Source organism: Aureispira sp. CCB-QB1, from assembly GCF_000724545.1.
Lineage (GTDB): Bacteria > Bacteroidota > Bacteroidia > Chitinophagales > Saprospiraceae > Aureispira.
On sequence record NZ_JHBV01000022.1, the window covers coordinates 11,876 to 32,763 of the forward strand.

Annotated in this window: 21 protein-coding genes; 11 read left to right on the top strand and 10 right to left on the bottom strand. The window is 35.4% G+C overall.

All coding sequences use genetic code 11. The features are described from left to right. The first annotated feature begins 111 nt into the window (after positions 1-111). Positions 112-1,599, top strand: coding sequence for a T9SS type A sorting domain-containing protein (locus CG11_RS10170; RefSeq protein WP_052595771.1), 1,488 nt, complete (start codon positions 112-114; stop codon positions 1,597-1,599). A gap of 88 nt (positions 1,600-1,687) precedes the next feature. Here CG11_RS10170 and CG11_RS10175 read toward each other — a convergent pair whose 3' ends face one another. From CG11_RS10175 to CG11_RS10195, 5 genes are all read right to left on the bottom strand, one after another. Beyond that, positions 1,688-2,326, bottom strand: coding sequence for a DsbA family protein (locus CG11_RS10175; protein ID WP_156039728.1), 639 nt, complete (start codon positions 2,324-2,326; stop codon positions 1,688-1,690). A gap of 164 nt (positions 2,327-2,490) precedes the next feature. Beyond that, positions 2,491-3,444, bottom strand: coding sequence for a CorA family divalent cation transporter (locus CG11_RS10180; protein WP_052595775.1), 954 nt, complete (start codon positions 3,442-3,444; stop codon positions 2,491-2,493). A gap of 19 nt (positions 3,445-3,463) precedes the next feature. Continuing rightward, positions 3,464-3,913 (bottom strand): DUF2141 domain-containing protein, encoded by a 450-nt coding sequence (locus CG11_RS10185; RefSeq protein WP_052595777.1) that lies wholly within the window; start codon positions 3,911-3,913, stop codon positions 3,464-3,466. Positions 3,914-3,993: 80 nt separating this feature from the next. Further along, positions 3,994-4,359 carry a DUF5615 family PIN-like protein gene (locus CG11_RS10190; protein ID WP_052595779.1) on the bottom strand — a complete coding sequence of 122 codons (366 nt, stop codon included), beginning with the start codon at positions 4,357-4,359 and terminating at the stop codon, positions 3,994-3,996. 163 nt (positions 4,360-4,522) lie between these two features. Beyond that, entirely contained in the window at positions 4,523-6,949 is a 2,427-nt protein-coding gene (locus tag CG11_RS10195; protein WP_052595782.1) for a thiamine pyrophosphate-dependent enzyme, read from the bottom strand. Positions 6,950-7,379: 430 nt separating this feature from the next. Here CG11_RS10195 and CG11_RS10200 point away from each other — a divergent pair, with 430 nt between their 5' ends. The 3 genes from CG11_RS10200 to CG11_RS10210 all read left to right on the top strand — a co-directional run bounded on the left by CG11_RS10200 (position 7,380) and on the right by CG11_RS10210 (position 9,050). Continuing rightward, positions 7,380-7,874, top strand: a complete 495-nt coding sequence (locus CG11_RS10200; protein ID WP_052595784.1) for a DUF1573 domain-containing protein — start codon at positions 7,380-7,382, stop codon at positions 7,872-7,874. A 158-nt stretch (positions 7,875-8,032) separates the two neighbouring features. Further along, a complete protein-coding gene (locus CG11_RS10205; protein ID WP_081909521.1) occupies positions 8,033-8,527 on the top strand; it encodes a DUF1573 domain-containing protein in 495 nt (164 codons plus the stop codon). A gap of 115 nt (positions 8,528-8,642) precedes the next feature. Beyond that, entirely contained in the window at positions 8,643-9,050 is a 408-nt protein-coding gene (locus CG11_RS10210) for a DUF1573 domain-containing protein (protein ID WP_052595786.1), read from the top strand. Between the two features lie 192 nt (positions 9,051-9,242). Here CG11_RS10210 and CG11_RS10215 read toward each other — a convergent pair whose 3' ends face one another. Then, on the bottom strand, positions 9,243-10,136 hold the full coding sequence (locus CG11_RS10215; protein WP_052595788.1) for a DUF3298 and DUF4163 domain-containing protein: 894 nt from the start codon (positions 10,134-10,136) through the stop codon (positions 9,243-9,245). A 437-nt stretch (positions 10,137-10,573) separates the two neighbouring features. Here CG11_RS10215 and CG11_RS10220 point away from each other — a divergent pair, with 437 nt between their 5' ends. Continuing rightward, a complete protein-coding gene (locus CG11_RS10220; protein ID WP_052595790.1) occupies positions 10,574-11,149 on the top strand; it encodes a DUF1772 domain-containing protein in 576 nt (191 codons plus the stop codon). 1 nt (position 11,150) lies between these two features. Here CG11_RS10220 and CG11_RS10225 read toward each other — a convergent pair whose 3' ends face one another. Further along, positions 11,151-11,456, bottom strand: coding sequence for a hypothetical protein (locus CG11_RS10225; RefSeq protein ID WP_052595792.1), 306 nt, complete (start codon positions 11,454-11,456; stop codon positions 11,151-11,153). Positions 11,457-11,773: 317 nt separating this feature from the next. Here CG11_RS10225 and CG11_RS10230 point away from each other — a divergent pair, with 317 nt between their 5' ends. Then, a complete protein-coding gene (locus CG11_RS10230) occupies positions 11,774-13,225 on the top strand; it encodes a trypsin-like peptidase domain-containing protein (RefSeq protein WP_231512783.1) in 1,452 nt (483 codons plus the stop codon). Between the two features lie 57 nt (positions 13,226-13,282). Here the strand turns inward: CG11_RS10230 and CG11_RS30155 are convergent, their stop codons facing one another. Beyond that, the gene (locus CG11_RS30155; RefSeq protein WP_156039729.1) at positions 13,283-13,447 is read right to left on the bottom strand and encodes a hypothetical protein; all 165 of its coding nucleotides are present in this window, start codon (positions 13,445-13,447) and stop codon (positions 13,283-13,285) included. 290 nt (positions 13,448-13,737) lie between these two features. Between CG11_RS30155 and CG11_RS10235 the strand changes: the two genes are divergently transcribed. The 5 genes from CG11_RS10235 (at position 13,738) to CG11_RS10255 (ending at position 16,962) form a co-directional block, all read left to right on the top strand. Then, a complete protein-coding gene (locus CG11_RS10235; protein WP_052595793.1) occupies positions 13,738-14,124 on the top strand; it encodes a hypothetical protein in 387 nt (128 codons plus the stop codon). A 7-nt stretch (positions 14,125-14,131) separates the two neighbouring features. Next, complete coding sequence (locus CG11_RS10240) at positions 14,132-14,740, top strand: glycoside hydrolase family 73 protein (protein ID WP_052595796.1); 609 nt, start codon at positions 14,132-14,134, stop codon at positions 14,738-14,740. 378 nt (positions 14,741-15,118) lie between these two features. Next, positions 15,119-15,484, top strand: coding sequence for a gliding motility protein GldC (gene gldC, locus CG11_RS10245; RefSeq protein WP_052595798.1), 366 nt, complete (start codon positions 15,119-15,121; stop codon positions 15,482-15,484). Between the two features lie 196 nt (positions 15,485-15,680). Beyond that, entirely contained in the window at positions 15,681-16,256 is a 576-nt protein-coding gene (locus CG11_RS10250) for a Crp/Fnr family transcriptional regulator (protein ID WP_052595800.1), read from the top strand. 127 nt (positions 16,257-16,383) lie between these two features. After that, positions 16,384-16,962 carry a DinB family protein gene (locus tag CG11_RS10255; RefSeq protein WP_052595802.1) on the top strand — a complete coding sequence of 193 codons (579 nt, stop codon included), beginning with the start codon at positions 16,384-16,386 and terminating at the stop codon, positions 16,960-16,962. 19 nt (positions 16,963-16,981) lie between these two features. On the opposite strand, the gene CG11_RS10260 is transcribed toward CG11_RS10255, so the two are convergent. Together CG11_RS10260 and miaA are read right to left on the bottom strand one after the other, a co-directional pair. Beyond that, entirely contained in the window at positions 16,982-19,687 is a 2,706-nt protein-coding gene (locus CG11_RS10260) for a TonB-dependent receptor (protein ID WP_052595804.1), read from the bottom strand. A 199-nt stretch (positions 19,688-19,886) separates the two neighbouring features. Continuing rightward, positions 19,887-20,804 carry a tRNA (adenosine(37)-N6)-dimethylallyltransferase MiaA gene (gene miaA, locus CG11_RS10265; RefSeq protein ID WP_052595806.1) on the bottom strand — a complete coding sequence of 306 codons (918 nt, stop codon included), beginning with the start codon at positions 20,802-20,804 and terminating at the stop codon, positions 19,887-19,889. Positions 20,805-20,888: the final 84 nt, after the last annotated feature.

A 20,888-nucleotide genomic window follows, 5' to 3' on the forward strand; every position in this document is an offset into this window, starting at 1 on the left:
ATTAAAAGCAGTACACAGCACACTGTCATTTGGTAACCTGCTGCTTATTCAACCGTCAATCTACAAAAGTTGGAAAGATTTTTATTCTTAAATAATTAAATAAACAGTACAATGAAAAAACAATTTCTATCGGTCTGTTTTGTGCTCCTTGCAACCATATCCTACGCACAAAACTACCAACTCATTCTACCGACCAACGAGCAGCACTTTTTATATGCTCACACTACAGGAAGTCCCAATTATCATCAAGAAATTCGCTCTATACGAATTGACACTTCGGTCACTCAAGGAGCAGAAACATATTATTATAATCATAAAATATTAGAAGAAACTCCTACCAGCTCACTCTGCCTTGCAGATCATAACGACTCATCTTGGGTAGGTCATCAAATAATTGCCTCTAATAACGGGGATTATGTTTTTTTTAACAAGCAATTGGATAGTATTGTCATCAAAAGCTTAGCTCCTTTGAACGATACTTGGACTATATATAAATTTGGAAATGGAGACTATATAGAAGGGACTTTAGTTAGTATTGATACCGCCACGATATTAAACCATTTAGATAGTATCAAAACAATTCATTTGCAAGTAAAAGATGCAGCCAACAATATTATCGTTCATCCGATGAATACTAAAGTTTTGCAATTTTCTAAGCAAAATGGTTGGGTGCAATTTTTTGATTTCCATACCTTCCCTAATGATACCATTCCTTACCAGTTGGTAGGGAGTAGCGCCCAGCCTAATATTGGTATTAACAACCCAACCCACATCGACTTTTTTAATTTTAATGTTGGTGACGAAATTCATACTACTGGTGAGTATCGTCCTCAAGCAACTCCTTGGATTTTTGGTAAGCACAAAACTATTCGTACCGTACTTAGCAAAACAGTGTCAACCAATCAAGATACCATTACCTATACGTATGAAGATTGCATTGCAAGGATTGACAACGATGCAATGCAAGGAAAACAGGATACTACATTTTTAACAGATACTGTTGTACAAAGAGTTATTGTATCCACTGATGTGAATAATTTGGGGCAACTTACCCATGAGCTTGCACCAGATTCTTCTGGTTTTAGTGTGACCTCTGTCAGAAATTTTGCAAGTCTCCGAAGACAAAAAGTTACTTTCAATTATTTTTATTATGATACGTTCAATAACTGCTGGACATTCTACTTTGACGTTTGGCCCCAAATTTGGATTGAGGGCATTGGCGGTCCTTTTGTGAATAGTCCTGCTCGAAAAAACATGCCTGTTTATTACAAAAAGGGCAATGAAACATGGGGCATTCCTGTTAACTGCTCGACGTTTCTAAATATTCCTACGATTGCGAATGAAGAACAGACCATTCAAATCTTTCCAAATCCATTGACAGAAACTGCGACCCTCCAAATTAAAAACTTTGATGCGATGGACAATTGGTCGTTGCGGCTGCTAGATGTAACAGGAAAAGTTGTCCGCTCTACTCCTATCCAAAAAGCAACACATCTATTGCACAAAGGAACGTTACCTTCTGGCGTCTATTTTTATCAACTTACGAATACGCAACAACAAAAACAATACACAGGGAAATTAATTCTACAAGATAATTAATGACACTAAAAAATTGGAGCCTATGACATAACAATAGACTCCAATTTTTCTTTTTTGACAACCGTATTGAGCAGTTTATTCCCTAAGATTAATCTATTAAAATTGCCTCTATTTTTCGCTCTAGTACTTCATAAGAAGTATATCCACTAGACAATATTGTTTTCTTGCCTCCTACTTCCAATACTAGCGCAGGAAATCCACCAATATTCTCTTGGCTTGACAAGCTAAACTCTTCTAAGGCTTGCTTTTGAAAAACCTCTAGTTGCATTTTCTCATTAAACACAGCTTTATTGATACCCAACTGAGCAGCATAGTCTCCATACATCTCGATATCTTCAGGGTTTTTCCCATCCACATAGAAAGCTTGATGCAATAACCCCACAAAAGGAATTACCTGTTGAGGGTAATCAGATTTCACCACACACAATGCCATTGCAGGACACAAGGAATTCATAATCATATTTCCCTGTTCCAAACCACGCTCAACAAAGCCCTTTCCAAAGATTACTCCTGTTGTAGACTCTACCGTTTTGTACGCTCCCGCTTTTATATAAGGAGCAACTTCATTAATAGGTCCTACTCTATCTCCCAAAAACAATCCGCCACTAATTACCTCAAAATCTATTTTGGCATGGTAGGTTTTATGAATTTCCTTAAAAACAGGGCTAAAACCAAAACACCAACCACATAAGGCATCGTAATAATAAGTTATTTTTATATTTTTCATTGTACTATTTTTAGCTTGAAAACTACTGTTCGTTAGCACAACAACTACAAGTATGATTAGTTTTGCTAAGTGATAAATTTTCCCCATTCTAATTTAATTATGCTTACAAGTTTAGTAGTTAGCTACGCTGCTACTTCGTAGTTTTAACGAACTATTGAAGTTAGTTATAGCCATTTTTTTAGTTTAAAAAAGGCAATTGCTGCCAAGAAACTGCTGCCCATTAATGCTAGAGACAAGGGGTAACCATACTGCCAATGTAATTCTGGCATTTGTTGAAAATTCATCCCATAAATGGCTGCAATTAATGTTGGCAAGGAAATACAAACCGTTATAATGGTCAGACTCTTAAAAATTCTATTTTGCTCTAGATCAATCTTACTATTAATATTTTCTTTCAGATCATCCAATCGTTCAAAATTATATTGCAAATGTTCTGTTATAACGGCAATATCATCTAGTTCTACTCCTATTCGCTGATTAATGATTTTTTCTCGATCACCACTACGAATTAATAGTATTAAAATGCGCTGAAAGTTATTAATCGATTCTTTTACCAGTAGATTGTTAAAATTGAGTCTTGTAATCAAATCCAAATCATTCTCTACAAATTGCTTGGCTTCTAACGTTTTTAAAAAAAGCTGCTTAATTCTTTTTGAAATTAGCTCTGTTAAATCAGCATAGTAATCAGAGATGACACCTATCTGAAAAACGAAATGCTCCAAGTGAGAATTAAAATTAATACTATCAAAATCATAACGAGACTTTGTCAAATTTGTCAGATTTCGATCCATTTTTGTGGTCAAAAAATAAAAGACAACGTTACTTTTGATAATAATAAATACTTCTTCTTCTTCAAAAAACACTTGGGAAGAATAGCTAGGAATTGAAAAATTAAATACCAATTGGTTGGACAAATTTAAGAAGTGCGAACTGATTTCTATGTCCTCTTTTTGATTGAATATCGTTAGATTTAATCCAAACTTTTGCGCCAAAGCATTTAACTCATTTTGAGAAAAATCAATAATTCGTACGTTGAACAAATCTGTTAATTGGTAGGTAATTTCATCTACAGACTGGACCTTCTTAACCTGATTATCTTTAAAATAAAGTTCTATCATGGGAGTTGTCTACTTACACTTACATATATTTTAATTTCACGGTAACGGATTTATCTGTATTCCCCACCTCAAAATCAAAATCGTTAAACGTTGGAGCCAACACCCCACTGTGATAATAGTCTGAGAAACCAAACCCTTCTATTGGTAATAAAAAACCATAATCCGCTTTACCATTTTTATTTTCATCATCCAATAAAGCAATGCCATATTTTCCAGCAGGTAAAGGTAATGAAAACTTGACTATTCCGTTTTTCATGGTTGTTTTTTCTACCACTTTACTCATAAATGGTGTTCGCTTCGAAAAAGACTTGCCATCTTTATAAAATCCCAAGACCAAGTTTCCTTTATTGTTTCGGATATTGGTAATCACAACTTCTACGATGGGGGTATTATCTAAGTAAGACCATGAAAAAGCCGTAGAAAAAAATAAGGCAATAGTAGATAGTAAAAAAATGCAGATTGGTTTCATTGTTTTAGAAATTATTATGTTTTAATGCTAGTAATAGTTCGCTACGTTGCTACCTTCGTGGTCGTTGAGTGATTGATAAGCTATGCTTGTTGAATTGCTTTTAAGCGTACGTTTTGTTTTGTTACAGTTGCAAAATTGCCAATCAGTTGTACATCATGATTAGCTATCGCATCCAAGACTACTTTAGCTCTAGCGTGTACATTATCTTCTTTAACATCAACTAACATAATTCCAGATTGAACCCGTTGGTTTTGATATAAATCTTGCGCAAATTCCTTATCTCCTGTCAAAAAAATATAGCCTTCACCGTTTGCTTTTTGGCAAAGTTTTTCTTCCGAAGTATCTGCATCTAACTCCGTAGCGTAATATACTTCATGTTTATTATTACGAATAGCCGTAATAACTTCTGACTCAACAGAACGATATGCAATAAATTTATGTGCCATAGTATACAATAAATATTAAGAGGTTAAGAAATCAATAGGTTCGTTGGCAAACCTTCTCCGTTTTTGGGGTAAAACGCTATAAAGAACCATCTTATTTAAACAGAAAAAGACCGATACTTGTTGCATCAGTCTTTAAATTTATCGTATAACTTACTCAGTTTTTTTACATAAAGTATAATGGAGGAAAACGATCGGGCTGCGCTTCATGCATCAACGCATACACTTTTTCAAATACATCTTCCACACTAGGTTTTGTAAAGTAATCTCCATCTGATCCATAAGGAGGACGCACATCAGCGGCATGGATATTAACAGGTTCAGAATCCAAGGCATAATATCCTTTTTGTTCTACCAAGATTTTGTGCATCATATAAGCCGTTGCTCCGCCTGCAAAATCTTCATCAAACAAAACCAAACGGTTGGTCTTTTTAAGAGAATCTGCAATTAAGTGGTTGACATCAAATGGCATTAGAGACTGTACATCGATCAACTCTACCGAAATGCCCTCTGCTTCCAATTTCTTCACAGCCGCCTCTGCAATACGCACACAAGAGCCATAAGTCACCAAGGTGACATCTGTTCCTGCTTTTAATACTTCAGGAACCCCCACAGGTACTGTAAATTCGTGTACATTGTCTGGCAATTGCTCTTTCAAACGATAGCCATTCAAACACTCAATAATCAAAGCAGGATCATCTGATTGCAACATGGTATTATAAAAACCAGCTGCCTGTGTCATATTTCTAGGCACCAAAAGACAAATCCCTTTCAAGCTATTCAACAACAAACCAATTGGTGACCCAGAATGCCAAATTCCTTCCAAACGATGCCCTCTAGTTCGAATAATGGCAGGTGCTTTTTGAATTGCATTAGAGCGATAGCGTACGGTTGCCAAATCATCCGACAGAGCCGATAAACTATAGATTAGATAATCTAAATATTGAATTTCAGCAATTGGTCTCAATCCACGCATAGACATTCCTATAGCTTGCCCCATAATTGTCCACTCTCGGATTCCCGTATCAAAGACACGTGCCTCGCCGTGTTTTGCCTGCATTCCAGCAAATCCTTGGTTCACATCTCCAATGTTTCCAACATCTTCACCAAAAGCAAATAAGCTCGGATTATTGGTCAAGTGATAATCAAAACACGCATTTAGAATTTCAAAGCCATTTTTTAAAGGAGCATCATCGCTATACTGAGCGGGTACTTCAGGAATATTTAAAGCAGCATACTTAGAAGCACTGTATAAATTAGAAGTATAAGAATCTGTATGCTCTGCAATCAATTCATTTGCCCAGTTGCCCAATGCTTGAACAGCAGCGCCTTGTTCATTTTTAACTAAATACAGTGCTTGACGCACAGCTTTAACCACATCCTTATGGGTTGGGTCCAAGCTTTTAGCTAATTTTTCTTTGATGGCAGCAATTGCTTCTGCTTGTGCACTTTCGTTAACAAGTTGCCCTAACAACTCTTGTGCTTTGTTTAAATTAAATTGAATAGACGCATTAAACGCATTCCAAGCTTTTTTGATAGAAGCACGAACTTCTTTTTTAGCCTCTTTTTGGATAGCGTCTAGCTCTTCAAGAGTCGAAATTCCTTCATCAATCAACCATTGCTTCATTTGAACAATGCCATCTTTTTCTTTCTCGAATTTCAAACGCTCAGCATCCTTGTAACGCTCATGAGACCCAGAAGTCGAATGTCCTTGTGGTTGTGTGACTTCTTCTACATGAAACAAACAAGGTATATGATTTTCTCTGGTTTTGTCGATTCCTTTTTCAAAAACTGTACGCATTTCAGCATAGTTCCACCCTTTGGTGGTATAGATATCAACCCCTTTTTCACCTTCTTGAGTAGGTTGAAAACCAGCTAAAGCTTCAGAGATACTTCCTTTGGTTGTTTGATATTCTTTGGGAACAGAAATACCATATCCATCATCCCATACAAAAACGGCTAGAGGTACTTGCATCACTCCCGCAGCATTTAAGGTTTCCCAAAATACGCCCTCCGAAGTACTTGCATCTCCAATACAACAAAAAGAAACTTCATTTCCCTCTTTCGAAAAGTTCGTCCCTGTTGACAAATCAGGAGAAGTTCTATATTTTTTGGAGGCTAATGCTAAACCTAAGGCACGCGCCATTTGTCCTGCCGTTGGAGAAATATCTGCACTAACATTTTTGGTAGCAGTATGATCCAGCCACTCTCCTTGTTCATCAACTAAAGGCGTTGCAAAGTGAGAATTCATCTGGCGACCAGCAGAAAAAGGCTCATGTTTGGGATCTGCATGTGCATACAACTGAGCATATAAATTTTCGACTGTTGCCAAACCAGAAGCCAACATAAATGTCTGACCTCTGTAATATCCTGAACGAAAATCACCATTCTTAAACACCCTTGCCATTGCTACTTGAGCAACTTCTTTGCCTGCTCCAAATATGCCAAACTTAGCCTTTCCTGTCAAAACTTCCTTGCGTCCTAGCAAACTTGCTTCGCGACTAATACATACTGTTCTGAAATCTTCTAAAGCTTCTTGTTGAAACTTTTTGGAATACTTAGGAGAAGTATTTTTTGTTTTAGCTTGACTCATGCTTTTTTTCGTTTTGGTTACAATAACTTATCTCAACAGTTCTTTCTTATAAATACAACTTGTTATTCATAAAAATACCTTGTACACAACAATATTCTAAAATCATTTGTTTTTGATTTCCGAATATGGGTGCAAAAATATAACAAAAAGTTGGACCTATAGAAGCTAATCCAAAAATAAATCAAAAAAAATCGACAATTGCAGTTTTTTTGGCATAGCTGTTGGATATAGGAAGTGTAGAAGCATGAGTCAAACTAAAACTTTAGTTAAAATACTACTAATTCGCTAGGATTTGACTCAAAATTTTATACCTTTATAATCATATTACATAGATACTTGATGTATGTGTCTATGAAACAATTGAATTAAAATCAATATTTTATATCATTTCACTCGTATAAGTATAAACTATTAAAATAAACTATTTGACATGAGAAAGCTAATTAATCTATTCGCTATACTAGTACTATTTGCATCTACGTCTATGGCTCAAGACATCAAACTTGAGTTGTACCAAGGCGAAAAAGCAGAAGCAAAAGACTTAAAAACGGCTGATGAGCAACAAGGAGCTAAATTAGTACAAACAGGAACAGCTACAGATTGGAATTATGGAAAAATCGAAAAAGCATCGACTGGTGTTCGTTTCTTTAAGTTTACCAATACAGGATCGGCTCCTTTAGTTATTTCGGCAGCAAAAGGAAGCTGTGGGTGTACCGTTCCTTCTTATCCCAAAGAGCCAATCATGCCAGGTGAAGCGGGATATATCAAAGTAAAATACGATACTAAACGTGTGGGAGCATTTACCAAATATGTTACCCTAACTACCAATGCAACTTCTAACACAACTACTCGCCTAAAAATTACAGGTACTGTTGAAGCAGAAGCGGCTCCAACTCCTGCCAAAGAAAAAAGCATGTTTAACTAAGCCTCGTAATCAAACAAATAAAAATCCTAGTAGAACTCTTTAACTAAAAAATTAGTTAACATACTATTAAAGTACTAGGATTTTTAATTCTTTAATTATATCTTCGTATTACAACATTATTACACCAAATTCTTATCAACATAAAAATTGACATCAAAATGAAAAAGATATTCTCTCTATTTGCGGTATTATTGGTAGCCGTTTCTTTTGCTTCTGCACAAGAAATTACGTTCTCTAATTATGCAGCTGGTGACTGTACAAAAGCTTCTTCAGCAGCAGAAAAAGAAGGTGCGCAAATGGATCAACCAGGTACTACTGCAACAGAATGGAACTATGGAAACATTAAAAATGCTTCTACTGGTTATCGTTACTTCAAATTTACCAACACAGGATCTGGTCCATTGGTTATTTCGGCAGCAAAAGGAAGCTGTGGATGTACCGTTCCTTCTTATCCAAAAGAGCCAATCATGCCAGGTGAAAGTGAGTTTATCAAAGTAAAATATGATACTAAACGTACAGGTGCTTTTACTAAATATGTTACTTTGACTACCAATGCTCAAACAAATACAACTACTCGTTTGAAAATTTTTGGAACAGTAGATGCTCCTGCAAATACTCCTGCTCCTGCGTTGAAAGAACAACCTCAAGGATAATAATCAATTATAATCAATCATCCCATTTCTTATTGGAATGGGATATTTTTTCACCCCTTATAACTAAATTTTTAGTTTTACAACTATCGAATTAGTTTAAATAATACTTCTACTTATGAAAAGATTAGTTAGCGCAGTGCTTTTTTTTGTTTTAGGCACTCAATTATCAGCTCAAACAATCAGTTTTGATACCGAAAAAATTGACTATGGTACGATTGCTCAAGGATCTAATGGCGAACGATACTTTTCTTTTACCAATACAGGTACAGCTCCTTTAATTATTCATAATGCTCAAAAAAGCTGTGGATGTACGGTCCCTACATGGCCCAAAGAGCCTATTTTGCCAGGAGAAAAGGCTAAGATAAAGGTTAAGTATGATACCAATCGTTTGGGTTCTTTTACAAAATACGTCACTATTACAAGTAACGATTCTCAAAACCCTACCATTCGATTGAATATTGTTGGAACAGTAGACAAGGAAACAGCAGCAACTCCTAAAAAAGAAGCTTACATTTTTGAATAGAAATAGCGTCTATACTATTTAATCTATTTTTTTGCACACTTCAACTAAGTTTTTAGTTAAATAAGTATAAGTAATACGGCAGTTTTTCAAGGTACACAACTGCTTGCTTTGCGTGAAGTAGGTTCATACTATTGATTATCACCCTCCCTAGTATTTGAATCTACTTCTATACTTATTCTTGTATTCTTGGTTTTATCCTTCTATAGGTTCTAAGGGCAAGATACTTGTATCTATAATTGATAAAATCTCTTGATAAGGAATTTCAAAAGAGATTGCCCCCAAGGCAAAAGGTCCTAAATCGTATGGATTATAATAAAAATGTAGCCCATCTGTTCCCACCGAAAAGTTAGGTGGCAACATAAATTCTCCTGTACTAAACTCATAATGGGTTTCCACCAAATTGGTATCTGCATCCAAATTAACAGTTCGCTTAAATGCAGCTTCTGAAATGGTTAACAATTGAGATTCAAAATCATCAATAAACAATTCTTTTAGGTCAACTACCTTGCCTGTTGTCAGATCTACCGTTAAATAGTTCGTCCATGAATTGGCATGTGCTCCTCCTGTAAATTCTAATTTATTTATTCTTAGAGAAACTAAAGATGGTCTATTGAGCAACACATCAATTTTCATTTCAAATACCCAATTACTAGATGGGAGTTGAAATTCAATCATTTCTTGCTTGTGTTCTTTGTATTCTTGTAAAAACTGCGTCATTCGCTCTTCTAAGTTTTCATAACGCACCTCTCCCATCATATCTTGTAACAACAAATCTTGTACAAGGGTATTCACAGAATCCATAATTACTGTTGCCGAAAAAGAATCTACCTGTGGATAAGTGAATACTATTTTTGTAATGTCATTTTGGGTATAATCTTTCGCTTTTTCTTCTAGTTTGTAAGCCAACTGAATGGAATAATGTAATGTATCTGGACCTACCATAATTTGATGTGGCACAGAATCATTTGTCACCAAGGTTTCAGCTCCTCTTGGTGTCCTTTCTGTATGTACTGTAGTGGTGTCTCTACAAGCAGCAAACAGTGTTATGCATAAAAGTATAGTTCCTATAGAACCCCATTGATTCATTGTATAATCACTTGTATTGTTGTCAATAAATTACCAAAGATGTTCTAAGAATATCTATTAGCGTCAACTCTGTTTGTTCGGTTAAAATCAGGTATCCTACAATTTAGGTGATTTTGAAGATAAATAGAAAAATCATACGAAAAACATTTGTTTCGGTGGCAACCACTCCATATTTTTTGCAGATTATAAGCTATATAAATTGATTATTTACTAAATTTACGTTCTTATTGTTTTGCCCAAAGTAAGCATTTTAATATAGTGGTTAGCAGTGCTGCTAATTACTTGCTCGTTGCTTGAGCTTTGTATGTGGTTTCAACAAACTACTAATAAAATAATACGATTTACTGCGTGAGCGCTTTGCTTTTAGTTAGCTGCGCTGCTACTGCGTGGTTTCAACGGAGTAATAGTAAAAAACACTATTGATTTATTACAAAATCATGAAAACAGAAAAAGAAATACAATTAGCAGCTTCCGCATTTTCTAGTGCTTTTGACAATAATCAAGCCACTACCTTAGAAGGAACATTTATACCATACCAATATGCCTATTTGTATAAAAAACAGCAGTTCTATTTAGGCGCATCTGTTCTTATAGGCGTTTTGTTTTGCTACTTGGCATATCACGCTTGGTATACAGATGCTGTTTATTATTGGCATATTGATGGTCCAGTTGTTACAGGAATCACAATTATTGCCTTGTTTCTTGTTACTTTCTTGTTTTTAGTTAGACAGTATTTTCAAATAGGTTTATATATCAATGACGCTCTAAAAAATCCACGCCAATCTCGTTATGGCACGCTTATCACTAAAGAATATTACTTTGAAAACAATCCTCGTGAGTTTCATATTATTCCCAAAGAAAATATTGTTCGAATAGATCATGAAGAAAAGAGAAAAAATCAAGAGATTTATCTAGAGTTGCTCTTAGATATGGGCAATCGCTATGAACTGCGAGGAATAACGTATCACCCAACTGATTTTGATTTAAAAACATGGATAGAGCAAGACAAATAAGCTATTTTTGCAACTTTAACGTATCTTTAACAGCAGCTTCTTTTAGATGTGGATTCGGATTTTCGAGGACACTTGCAGGTTCTTCTTTGTCCAGTTTGTTAAGATCTATTTTGCCTGTATAAATACCATAAAAGGCAACTGCTCCTACCAACGCCAAACCAATAAAAGAGAAGGTGGAGAACTTCCAACCCCAAATATTTCCAAGATATTCATCTTTAAAATCTCCGAAAATCATCTTTCTAGCCCTGTCTCTGCGCTCTTTGCGGCTTAGTTCAATAAATGGTCTTTCATCTTCTTCCTTTTCCATAAGTTGTATTTCTTACTTTATAGAACGTTTGTTGAAATTTTTCCTTTTTCCATAGAAAACAAAAATTTTAAACGAACTATTATTTATTATCTACGTATAATTAAAGTTCAAACAATACTTAGTACAATTATTGAAGCATAAAATTAATCAATTGTTTGCTAATAGCGTTTATTATAAAAAGAAAATAATTAAGTATCTTTTGGTCTCCTTTTAAAATATCTCCCAACAGTTAAGTAATCATTCAAAAAATAAAGAAACGCTGTTTTTCTTCTTTAAGAGAAGATGAACTACCTAAATAGTACTTGTTAAAAGAAAATATGAAACTTATGAAGAATGTTTTGATGGTCTTAGCCATTTCTATTTTAAGTTCTGGATTAACATTAGGAATTTACAAATATTATATTGAAGAACCTGTTACCCCTGTTCGGGATGTAATCATCAAGGAAGCTTCTTTTGCCAAGCAAGTAAATCACCCCAACTACTATCCAGATATAACCAATGTCAGTTCTTTTAAAGATGCTGCCGACTTAGTTCGCCCAACGGTAGTCCATATTCATAGCAGTAGCGGCGATCGATACGACCGCTTGTTTGGAGGAGAATCGTCTGGTTCTGGGGTTATTGTTTCTGAAGATGGCTATATTGTTACCAACAATCATGTTATTAGTGGTGCCAAGGAAGTAACCGTTACCTTAAATAATAAGAGAACCTACGAAGCTAAAATCATTGGTACGGACAAAACAACTGATTTAGCTGTCATCAAAATCAAAAAACGAGACCTAAAAGATGTCAAACTGCCGATGTTGCAATTTGGTAATTCGGATGATGTTTCTGTTGGTGAATGGGTTTTGGCAGTTGGTAATCCTTTTAATTTAACCTCTACAGTTACCGCTGGGATTGTTTCTGCCAAAGGGAGAAATATTGATATTTTAGATGGTGCTTATGACATCGAATCGTTTATTCAAACCGATGCTGTTGTTAATCCGGGTAACAGTGGTGGTGCTTTGGTAGATACGGATGGTAATTTGATTGGTATCAATACGGCCATTATTACCCGTTCAGGACGCTATGAGGGGTATTCTTTTGCTGTTCCAGCCAACTTGGTAAGAAAAGTAATGCAAGATTTGATTGAGTTTGGTGAGGTTCAACGTGGCTTTTTGGGAGTGACCATCAAAGATATTTCGGACGAAATTGCAGATGAGAACAAGTTAGAATCTATGGATGGTGTTTATATCCAAGGAGTTGGTGAAGAAAGTGCCGCCGAAGAAGCAGGTTTGCAACGTGGTGATATTATTGTTAAAGTCAATGGTATTGATGTCAAAAGTTCGCCAGAATTGCAAGAACAAGTAGGGCTATTCCGTCCAGGAGAAAAAATTGCTGTTATTTTCTTGAGAGAAGGAAAATTAAAATCAACTGAAGTGATTTTAAAAAATGGCTCTAATACCATTGCGCTTGGAGAGAAAAGAAGCACAAGTGGTTTTCTAAATTCAAAAGAAAACTTGTTGGAAAATCTAGGAATTGCTGCCGAGACCTTAGATGACGATGAATTCAAAGATACAGAAGGGGTTATTATTACCAAAATTGATAAAGATGGGATCATCGAAGGCACCAATATGGAACGAGAATTTATTATAACTTCCGTTAACAATCAAAAAATCAGCTCCTTAGAAGAATTTAAAGATGCGATTGTTGATGCGGAAGGTGAAATTGTCTTAGACGGATTTTACAAAAAATATCCTGGTGAGTACAGCTATGTTTTTGACAAGGACTAAATGATGTCCCCATAATTGTCTACTAACGACTCTAATACCAAGGTTTTGAATATTTTTTTATGTCCACTTACTTAATGTATTAAAATGTCTTAATAGAACAATAAAATCCATTACTCCTGCTTTATTTTTGAGTAGGTGTAATGGATTTTGTATTTTTGTGGTAGACAACTCATCATTACTCCGTTGAAAAATCGTATTAGTTTGATTATCAGAAAGATGCATTTTTATCAACCTTTACACTAAAAGACTGGTAATCAAACTAATACAAGATACTTTTTTACGTTTTTACTTCGTGAGCCTGCGGGTTCGTAGAAAAACTAAAAAATCAACGGAGTATTAACTCATACAATCAATACTAATTCTATAAACCTGTTCTTATTCCTTGATTTACTTTTTCAGCTCGCTTAGTTGAGTTACTTCCTACGCTACGTAAGCTCTTGAGAATGCCAACTTAGTTAACAAAAAATAACGACCACACAGTAACAATCTAGCGAACTACTAATAAACACAACATGAAAAAAATACTAGCATTCAGTTTAATTCTTGCAACTTTATTGGCTTGCGATAGAAACGATACCTTATTTACTAAAAATATCGATAACACCAGTTCTAAAACCATTCATTTCTATTTTTATGGTCCTTTTAATCCTATGACTTATGGAGACACTGTAACCGTAGCAGCAGGAGAATTTAAGGAAATTCATTTTTACAAAGAGGAAAATAGTAATGTTGATATACGACAAGGTTGTAGCGTTTACGACGACTCTATTCGCGTAGAAATTGTTGGAGGTGGAACATTGAACAAAGATTTAACGAATGAAGCCGATTGGGACTTTGAAAAAGGTGCTGAAAACAGCCAAAATTGTACCTTTAAAATTACAGATGCGGACATACTTTAGATAAATCATGTGGAAGGTTATTGGAATTCCTTTAGTACTTTACTTTATTTTTGCCTTGTACATTTACCAACCTGTTCCTACGGTCGATGCGGCAGTAGCAGAACTCATAGAGGACATGCCTATAGATACTGTCCTACAATATATTGAGCTCAATTACACCTTGGCAGTACAAGAAATGCAACGAGCCAAAATTCCTGCTAGCATTACACTAGGACAAGCAATCCTAGAGTCAAAATATGGCACAAGTGAATTAGCGATGCAAGCCAATAATCACTTTGGTATTAAAGCAGAGGCTAAATGGGATAGTACGGATCGCCATTGTATTTATTCTTATGAATGGAATCAAAAAAAGCAACGAATGTATCCTATGCTGTCTTGTTTTAGACGTTACAAAAATATTCAAGCGTCCTATATTGGTCATTCTAACTTCTTGGTTCAACGAGCTCATTACATGCCTCTTTTTGCCTTAGATATTTATGATTTTGAAGCTTGGGCGCATGGATTGCAAAAAGTAGGGTATGCTACAGATCCTAATTATGCCAATAAGTTGATTTCGATCATTCAACGATATCAATTATATCGTTATGACAAAAAGGAAGTCTTGATCGAATCTTAGAAAGCCAAACTTTTATTATCTTTGCAGTTAGATAAGTAATCGTTCAGAAAAAACATATAAAAAACAACCTATTTTTTAGCTATATTTTTTTCTGCCCACTTACTTAAGAACAATAGTTCGTTGAAAAACTTTATTAGTTTGATAATCAACAAGTTACACCTTTGCTGTGTTTTGTGTTAAAATTTTGATTATCAAACTAATATAAATGTGCTTTTTTATCTTTTTGGTAAAAAAGTAAAAAATCAACGAACTACTATTAAGAAAATATCTTTGAATTAATCATGTAAAAACAAAACCGTAAGTAGTCGTTTATACTTAAATACTAAGAAATACAGTCTATATTCTCTGTACCGACTTACTTATAATTAATACTTAATTATGGAAAACAATAACCAAAAAGTGGTTAAGACAAGTGACATCACTTGTAGAATAGGTTTGGATGAGCAAAACGTTCCTGTAAAAATTGAATGGTTGGCACAAGATTCTCCTGATACACCAGAATTTAAGGAGTCAAAAGCAATGCTATTGGCTTTGTTTGATAAGGACTATAGAGATACGTATAAAATTGATCTTTGGACAAATGAGTTACAAATAACAGAAATGAATAAATTCATGTACCAAACCCTCCGTGGGCTAGCAGATACGTACTTTCGTGCTACCAACAACAAGGAGATGGCCAATGATATGAGAAAATTTGTACAGTATTTTGGAGAAAAAACAGAGGTTACCGCTCCTGAAAATTAGTTATCTCCTGCTTTACTGATACATTTTTGACTACTAGACATGTTCTATTAATTTTGAGAATTAAAGAGGAAATTATCCAATCTTTTTTAATTCTCAAATTCTTTTTTAGACCTATTCCATAGCTATCCTTCCTACCAACAGCCTTTTTGCTAAATTCATATTTAGCAGGATAGGATACCAACACACATCTGCCATTATGGAATTACTTCGCCAAACTCTACATCAACAAATTCCAATCAATGATCAAGACTGGGCTAGCCTAATGCAGCATTGGAATCAAGAAAAACACCTTCAACGCAAAGAATATCTTTCGGATATAGGAAGTATTGGGAAACACCTTTATTGGGTTTTGGAAGGAACACTAAAAATCTGTGTTCTCAACCAAGGAGAAGAAACCTGCATTGGTTTTGGTTATCCCAATACGGCTATTTGTGCTTATGCTTCTTTTATTTCTAATCAACCTACCGATTATTATATTCAAGCCATTACTCCCTGTCGATTGATAGGTATTGCTCGGGAGGATTTTTATCAGGTTATTGAACAAAATATTCGATTAGAACGGGCTTGGCGTAAGTTGACGGAGCAAGCACTCTTGGGCAGAATTGAACGAGAAGTCTACTTAAACAACTCCAATCCCCAAGAAAGATTTATACGCTTGTGGAACCACAGTCCACACCTTTTTCAGTTGGTTCCGCAGCGTTACATTGCCTCCTACTTGCAAATGAGTCCCGAAACATTTAGCAGAATTAAAAAGAAAGTTTGGAAACGTTGATTTCAATCAAGATTTTTTAATTCTTTTTTGTGGACTTTTGTATTGTTAATAGTTCGCTACGTTTATGAAATAACCAAATACGATTTTAAGCGAACTAACGATTGACATTAATAATAACAATACACCTATGAAATCGAGTGATTTATTACAACAAGTAGAAGCCACTAGTAGGGCTATTTTAAAATTAGCAGAAGAACATTTTGCTCCCTTATCTTCAGAAGTCTTAAACTACAAACCCAATGCACAAAAATGGAGTATTGCTGAATGTTTAGAACACCTCAATTATTACTCGGATTATTATAATAAAGAGGCACAATTAGCCATAGAAAAAGCCAAAAAAAAACAATGGAGAGCAGTTCCTACATTTAACTCAACATGGTTGGGCAAAAAATCTATTGAGTCCGTGCATCCTAACAATACCAAACCCACTCAAACTGTCAAAACATTAAATCCTTCTTTGAGTACCGTTCGCCCAGATGTCGTGCAGCGATTCATTCAAGGGCAAAAAGAATTCTTGCAACTCATTGAAGCGGCTAGACATATTAACCTGAACAAAGCAAAAGTCCGTATAGAGGTCTTTAAATTATTAAAATTACGTCTTGGAGATATATTTCTTTTTATGATCGCTCACCACCAACGCCATTGCAACCAAGCGTTGCGTGTTGGTAATTTTGAAGCTACTCTACTCTTCAAAACGGTTCACTAAGCTTATTAAAACAATCCGTTTACCAAGATCTTGTAAAAGAAATTGACGGCATGATTGGCAAAATACTCACTTGATATAATTTGAGTGTTCCGTCTTCTTGCTCTTTTGGCACAACCATATAAGGGTTCAGTTGGTTATAAACATTGTACACTCCTATGCTTAAAGTTTGTGCCCCATGTTTGAGCTGTTTGTGCCAGTTGACAGTTAAGTCCATCCTATGATAAGGCGGCATTCTAAAATTATTTCGATTGACAACATTGGTAATATCAGCAATAATAGAACCTGTTGTTGCTATAGGGATATTGCTGTTGTTATAGTGCCCTATTTGAGCTTGAATAGGTGTGTAACGCTCTAAACCTAACGTAACCGGATGCCCTGTTCCATATACCCAAACTAAGCCAATATCCCAATTTTTATTAAACTTATAATTCAATGCTACACTTACATCATGCCTTCTGTCATAACGATATGGGAATGGTTTACCTTGGTTCAGTCGCTCAAATTTTCGCCAAGACCAAGACAAGGTATAGCTAACCCATCCTGTAAATTTTCCTTTTTGGCGTTGAAACAATACCTCTGCGCCATAACTTTCTCCTTGTCCAATTTCTACCAAAGATTCCCAAGAACCTCTATCTTGTAAAAAGTTTGTACTAGGATTGTATTCCAATACATTTTCCATCAATTTGTAAAAACCTTCTACTGTAAATTCTAAATTCAAGGGCAAGTCTTGTGTAATTCCTAACGACCACTGATGCGAATGCTCTGGTGGAATATTTCTAGTTGTTGGCAACCAAAGATCGGTTGGCAAGCCAATCCCTGGATTGGTCAATAAATGGACAAACTGCGACATTCTCGCATAAGATGCTTTGATAGAAGTTCGTTTGGCAACCAATAAATTAACCAACAAACGAGGTTGAATAGAGAAATAATTTTTTCCTTTTAAATAAAAATCAGCTAAGTGTATCCCTGGGTTAATTTTTAGAATCTTGCCAATTCGAATATCATCTTCGATATAGGCTGTAAATTCATGGATATGATTAAAGCTCTCCACTTCTGATTCCTTTCCTCCAAAACTAAATGTAGATTTACTTATTTCGGGACGAAATAAGTGATAGGTATACCCTAAACCAAAACGAATGTAATGTTTATTGTGCGGAATATAATCAAATGCCATATGTCCTCCAATATCATGAATCGGAGTTTGTCCTTCTGACTCAAACTCTTCCTTCTGAATCATAAAGCCATGACTATCTTTTAACTCTGAATAGCTCTCTGTCTTCGATTCGTAGAAATAATTACTATATGTAGCCGAAGTACGCATAAATAACTTTTGGCTCAATTCAGTATGCCAATGCAAAGCAACAATTTTATTTCCCCATTGCAAATAATCATCGTTGCGAATTGATTTGCTTAATGTTTCTGGTCCTAAATCAAAATTGAGATGATTGGTCTGATTGTAGTTAAAAATATCATCTCCGAAATAACCATTTAAAATGAGGTAGTTTTTATCTGAGAACTTATGTTTAAGCTTGATATTAATATCGTAAAAACTATAATCAATAACATTTCCATTCCCATTATTCCCTTCTACAATAGCTCTTTGAATGGGTACCCCAATTATATCGACCCAAGATCGTCTTGCCGACACAAGAAAAGACGTTTTTCCTTTCCAAATGGGACCTTCTATCGAAAAACCTCCAGAAAGCAACCCGATTGAAAGTTCGCCATGAAATTTTTGCATATCCCCCGTTCGAGTGTGAATATCTAGTACCGAAGACAAACGCCCTCCATAACGAGCAGGGAAACCACCTTTGATAATGGTTGCTTTTTTGATAATTTTGCTATCAAAGATAGAAACAAACCCAAAAAGATGATTGGCATTATAAACAGGAACACCATCTAACAAAAATAGATTTTGATCAGGACCTCCTCCCCTTACAAACAAACCACTTGCTCCTTCACTACCTGATTGTACACCAGGTAGCAACTGCATCGCCTTGACGACATCTGCCTCACCTAACAAACTAGGCAATGCCTTGACGACCTTGATATCCATTGTATTGCTACTAATGACATTTAACTCATGTCTAGACTCCATATGTTCTGTCGATTCAACAACAATTTCCTCCATTTCTTGTCCTGAATTCAGATTCACATCGAGCTTTGTATGCTTTACCAAATCTAATATTGTTGTAATAGACTCATAACCGATATAAGAGCAAACAATTTGATGTTTTCCTTTGGGCAAGGTTAAACTATAAAAGCCTTCTATGTTTGTCGTTGTCCCTCTAGATGTAATCGGTTCAAATATAGTAGCTCCAATTAATGGATCATTAGTTTGATGGTCAATAAGGTATCCACTAATAGTAAACTGTGGTACAGGAGGTTGTACCTTATCTGGATTATTAAACAACGTGACTTGTGTTCCAATTACTTTAAAATCTATTGGCGTTCCTGCCAATACTTGCTTTAGTATCCAGCTTGTTGATTTGTTTTTTGCAGAGACATTAACACGCTTATCTAAGGAGATTTTGGAAGGGTCAAAAACAAAATGAATATCTGAATTTTTTTCTTCCAATAAATTTAAAGCCGCAGCAATTGTTCTATTTTTTATTTCAATTGTAAGCGTCTTTTCTAACAACGGATGTTCTTGTCCCCAAGTGACGTGAGTTATTAAACAGAATCCTAGAATAACAAGATTTAATATAAGCTTTTTTGATAACATTGATCATTGATTTAGAATCACAAACTTGGGGTGTCTTGTTTGTAGGATGCAAGATACAAAAAAGTTAGCAGAGCTGTTGTTCTTTTGCTAGTTAATGAGATTGGTGGCTAATAGTCAGCTCTATAAAAAATGGATTGATTTAACGGTACTTAAAAATTTAAACCTCAATAAAAAAGAAACCATTTTTCTAACGATGCTTTTATTCCTTTATTTTATCCTTCAAAAAATCAACCACCTCATCAATTGCTGTTTCAGCATCAATCCAGTGCAAGTCTTTTTCTTTTCGGAGCCAAGTCATTTGGCGTTTGGCATACCGTCGTGTATTGCGCTTCACCAACTCTATTGCTTCTTCTAAAGTTGTTTTGCCATCAAAATAATCAAAGAATTCTCGATAACCAACCGTTTGCAACGCATTAAGTGCTCGTTGAGGATATAATGTTTTCGCCTCTTCTAACAACCCTGCCTCTAGCATTAAATCGACCCTTCTGTTGATGCGATCGTATAGGACTGCTCGTTCCCAATGAATTCCCAATTTGATGACTGTAAAAGGACGTTCCACCTTATTTTTGCCTTGAAACGATGAAAATGGCTGCCCCGTTCCTCTACAAATTTCCAAGGCACGAATCAAGCGATGAGGATTGGACACATCTACTTTGGCATAATAAACAGGATCTGCCTTTTTTAATTCCTCTTGCAACGCCTCCACCCCTTCTATTTCTAGCAGCTGATTGAGTTCTAATCGAATTTTTTTATCTACCTTTGGATAAGTATCCAATCCTTCACAAACTGCTCGTATGTACATTCCCGATCCCCCCACCATGATGGCAATATTCTTTTTTTGGTAATAATCTTCTAAAAAAGCAAGAACATCCCGTTCATAATCTCCAATATTGTATGCTTCTTCTATAGAAAGGCAATCTATAAAATGATGTACTGCCGCTGCCAACTCTTCAGCATCAGGCTTGGCAGTCCCTATCGTTGTTTCTTTAAAAAATTGCCTAGAATCGCAAGATAAAATCTCAGCATCGAATTGTTGAGCCAATTGTATAGCCAAAGCGGTTTTGCCACTAGCCGTAGGACCAGCGATTACAATCAGGTATTTGTTATTTTCTTGCATTGGTGGGTAAAACTATTTTTTGGACAGATTGTATAATTTCTCTTTAATATCCTTCTCATTACTTCGTTGCTTTTTATGTTTTTC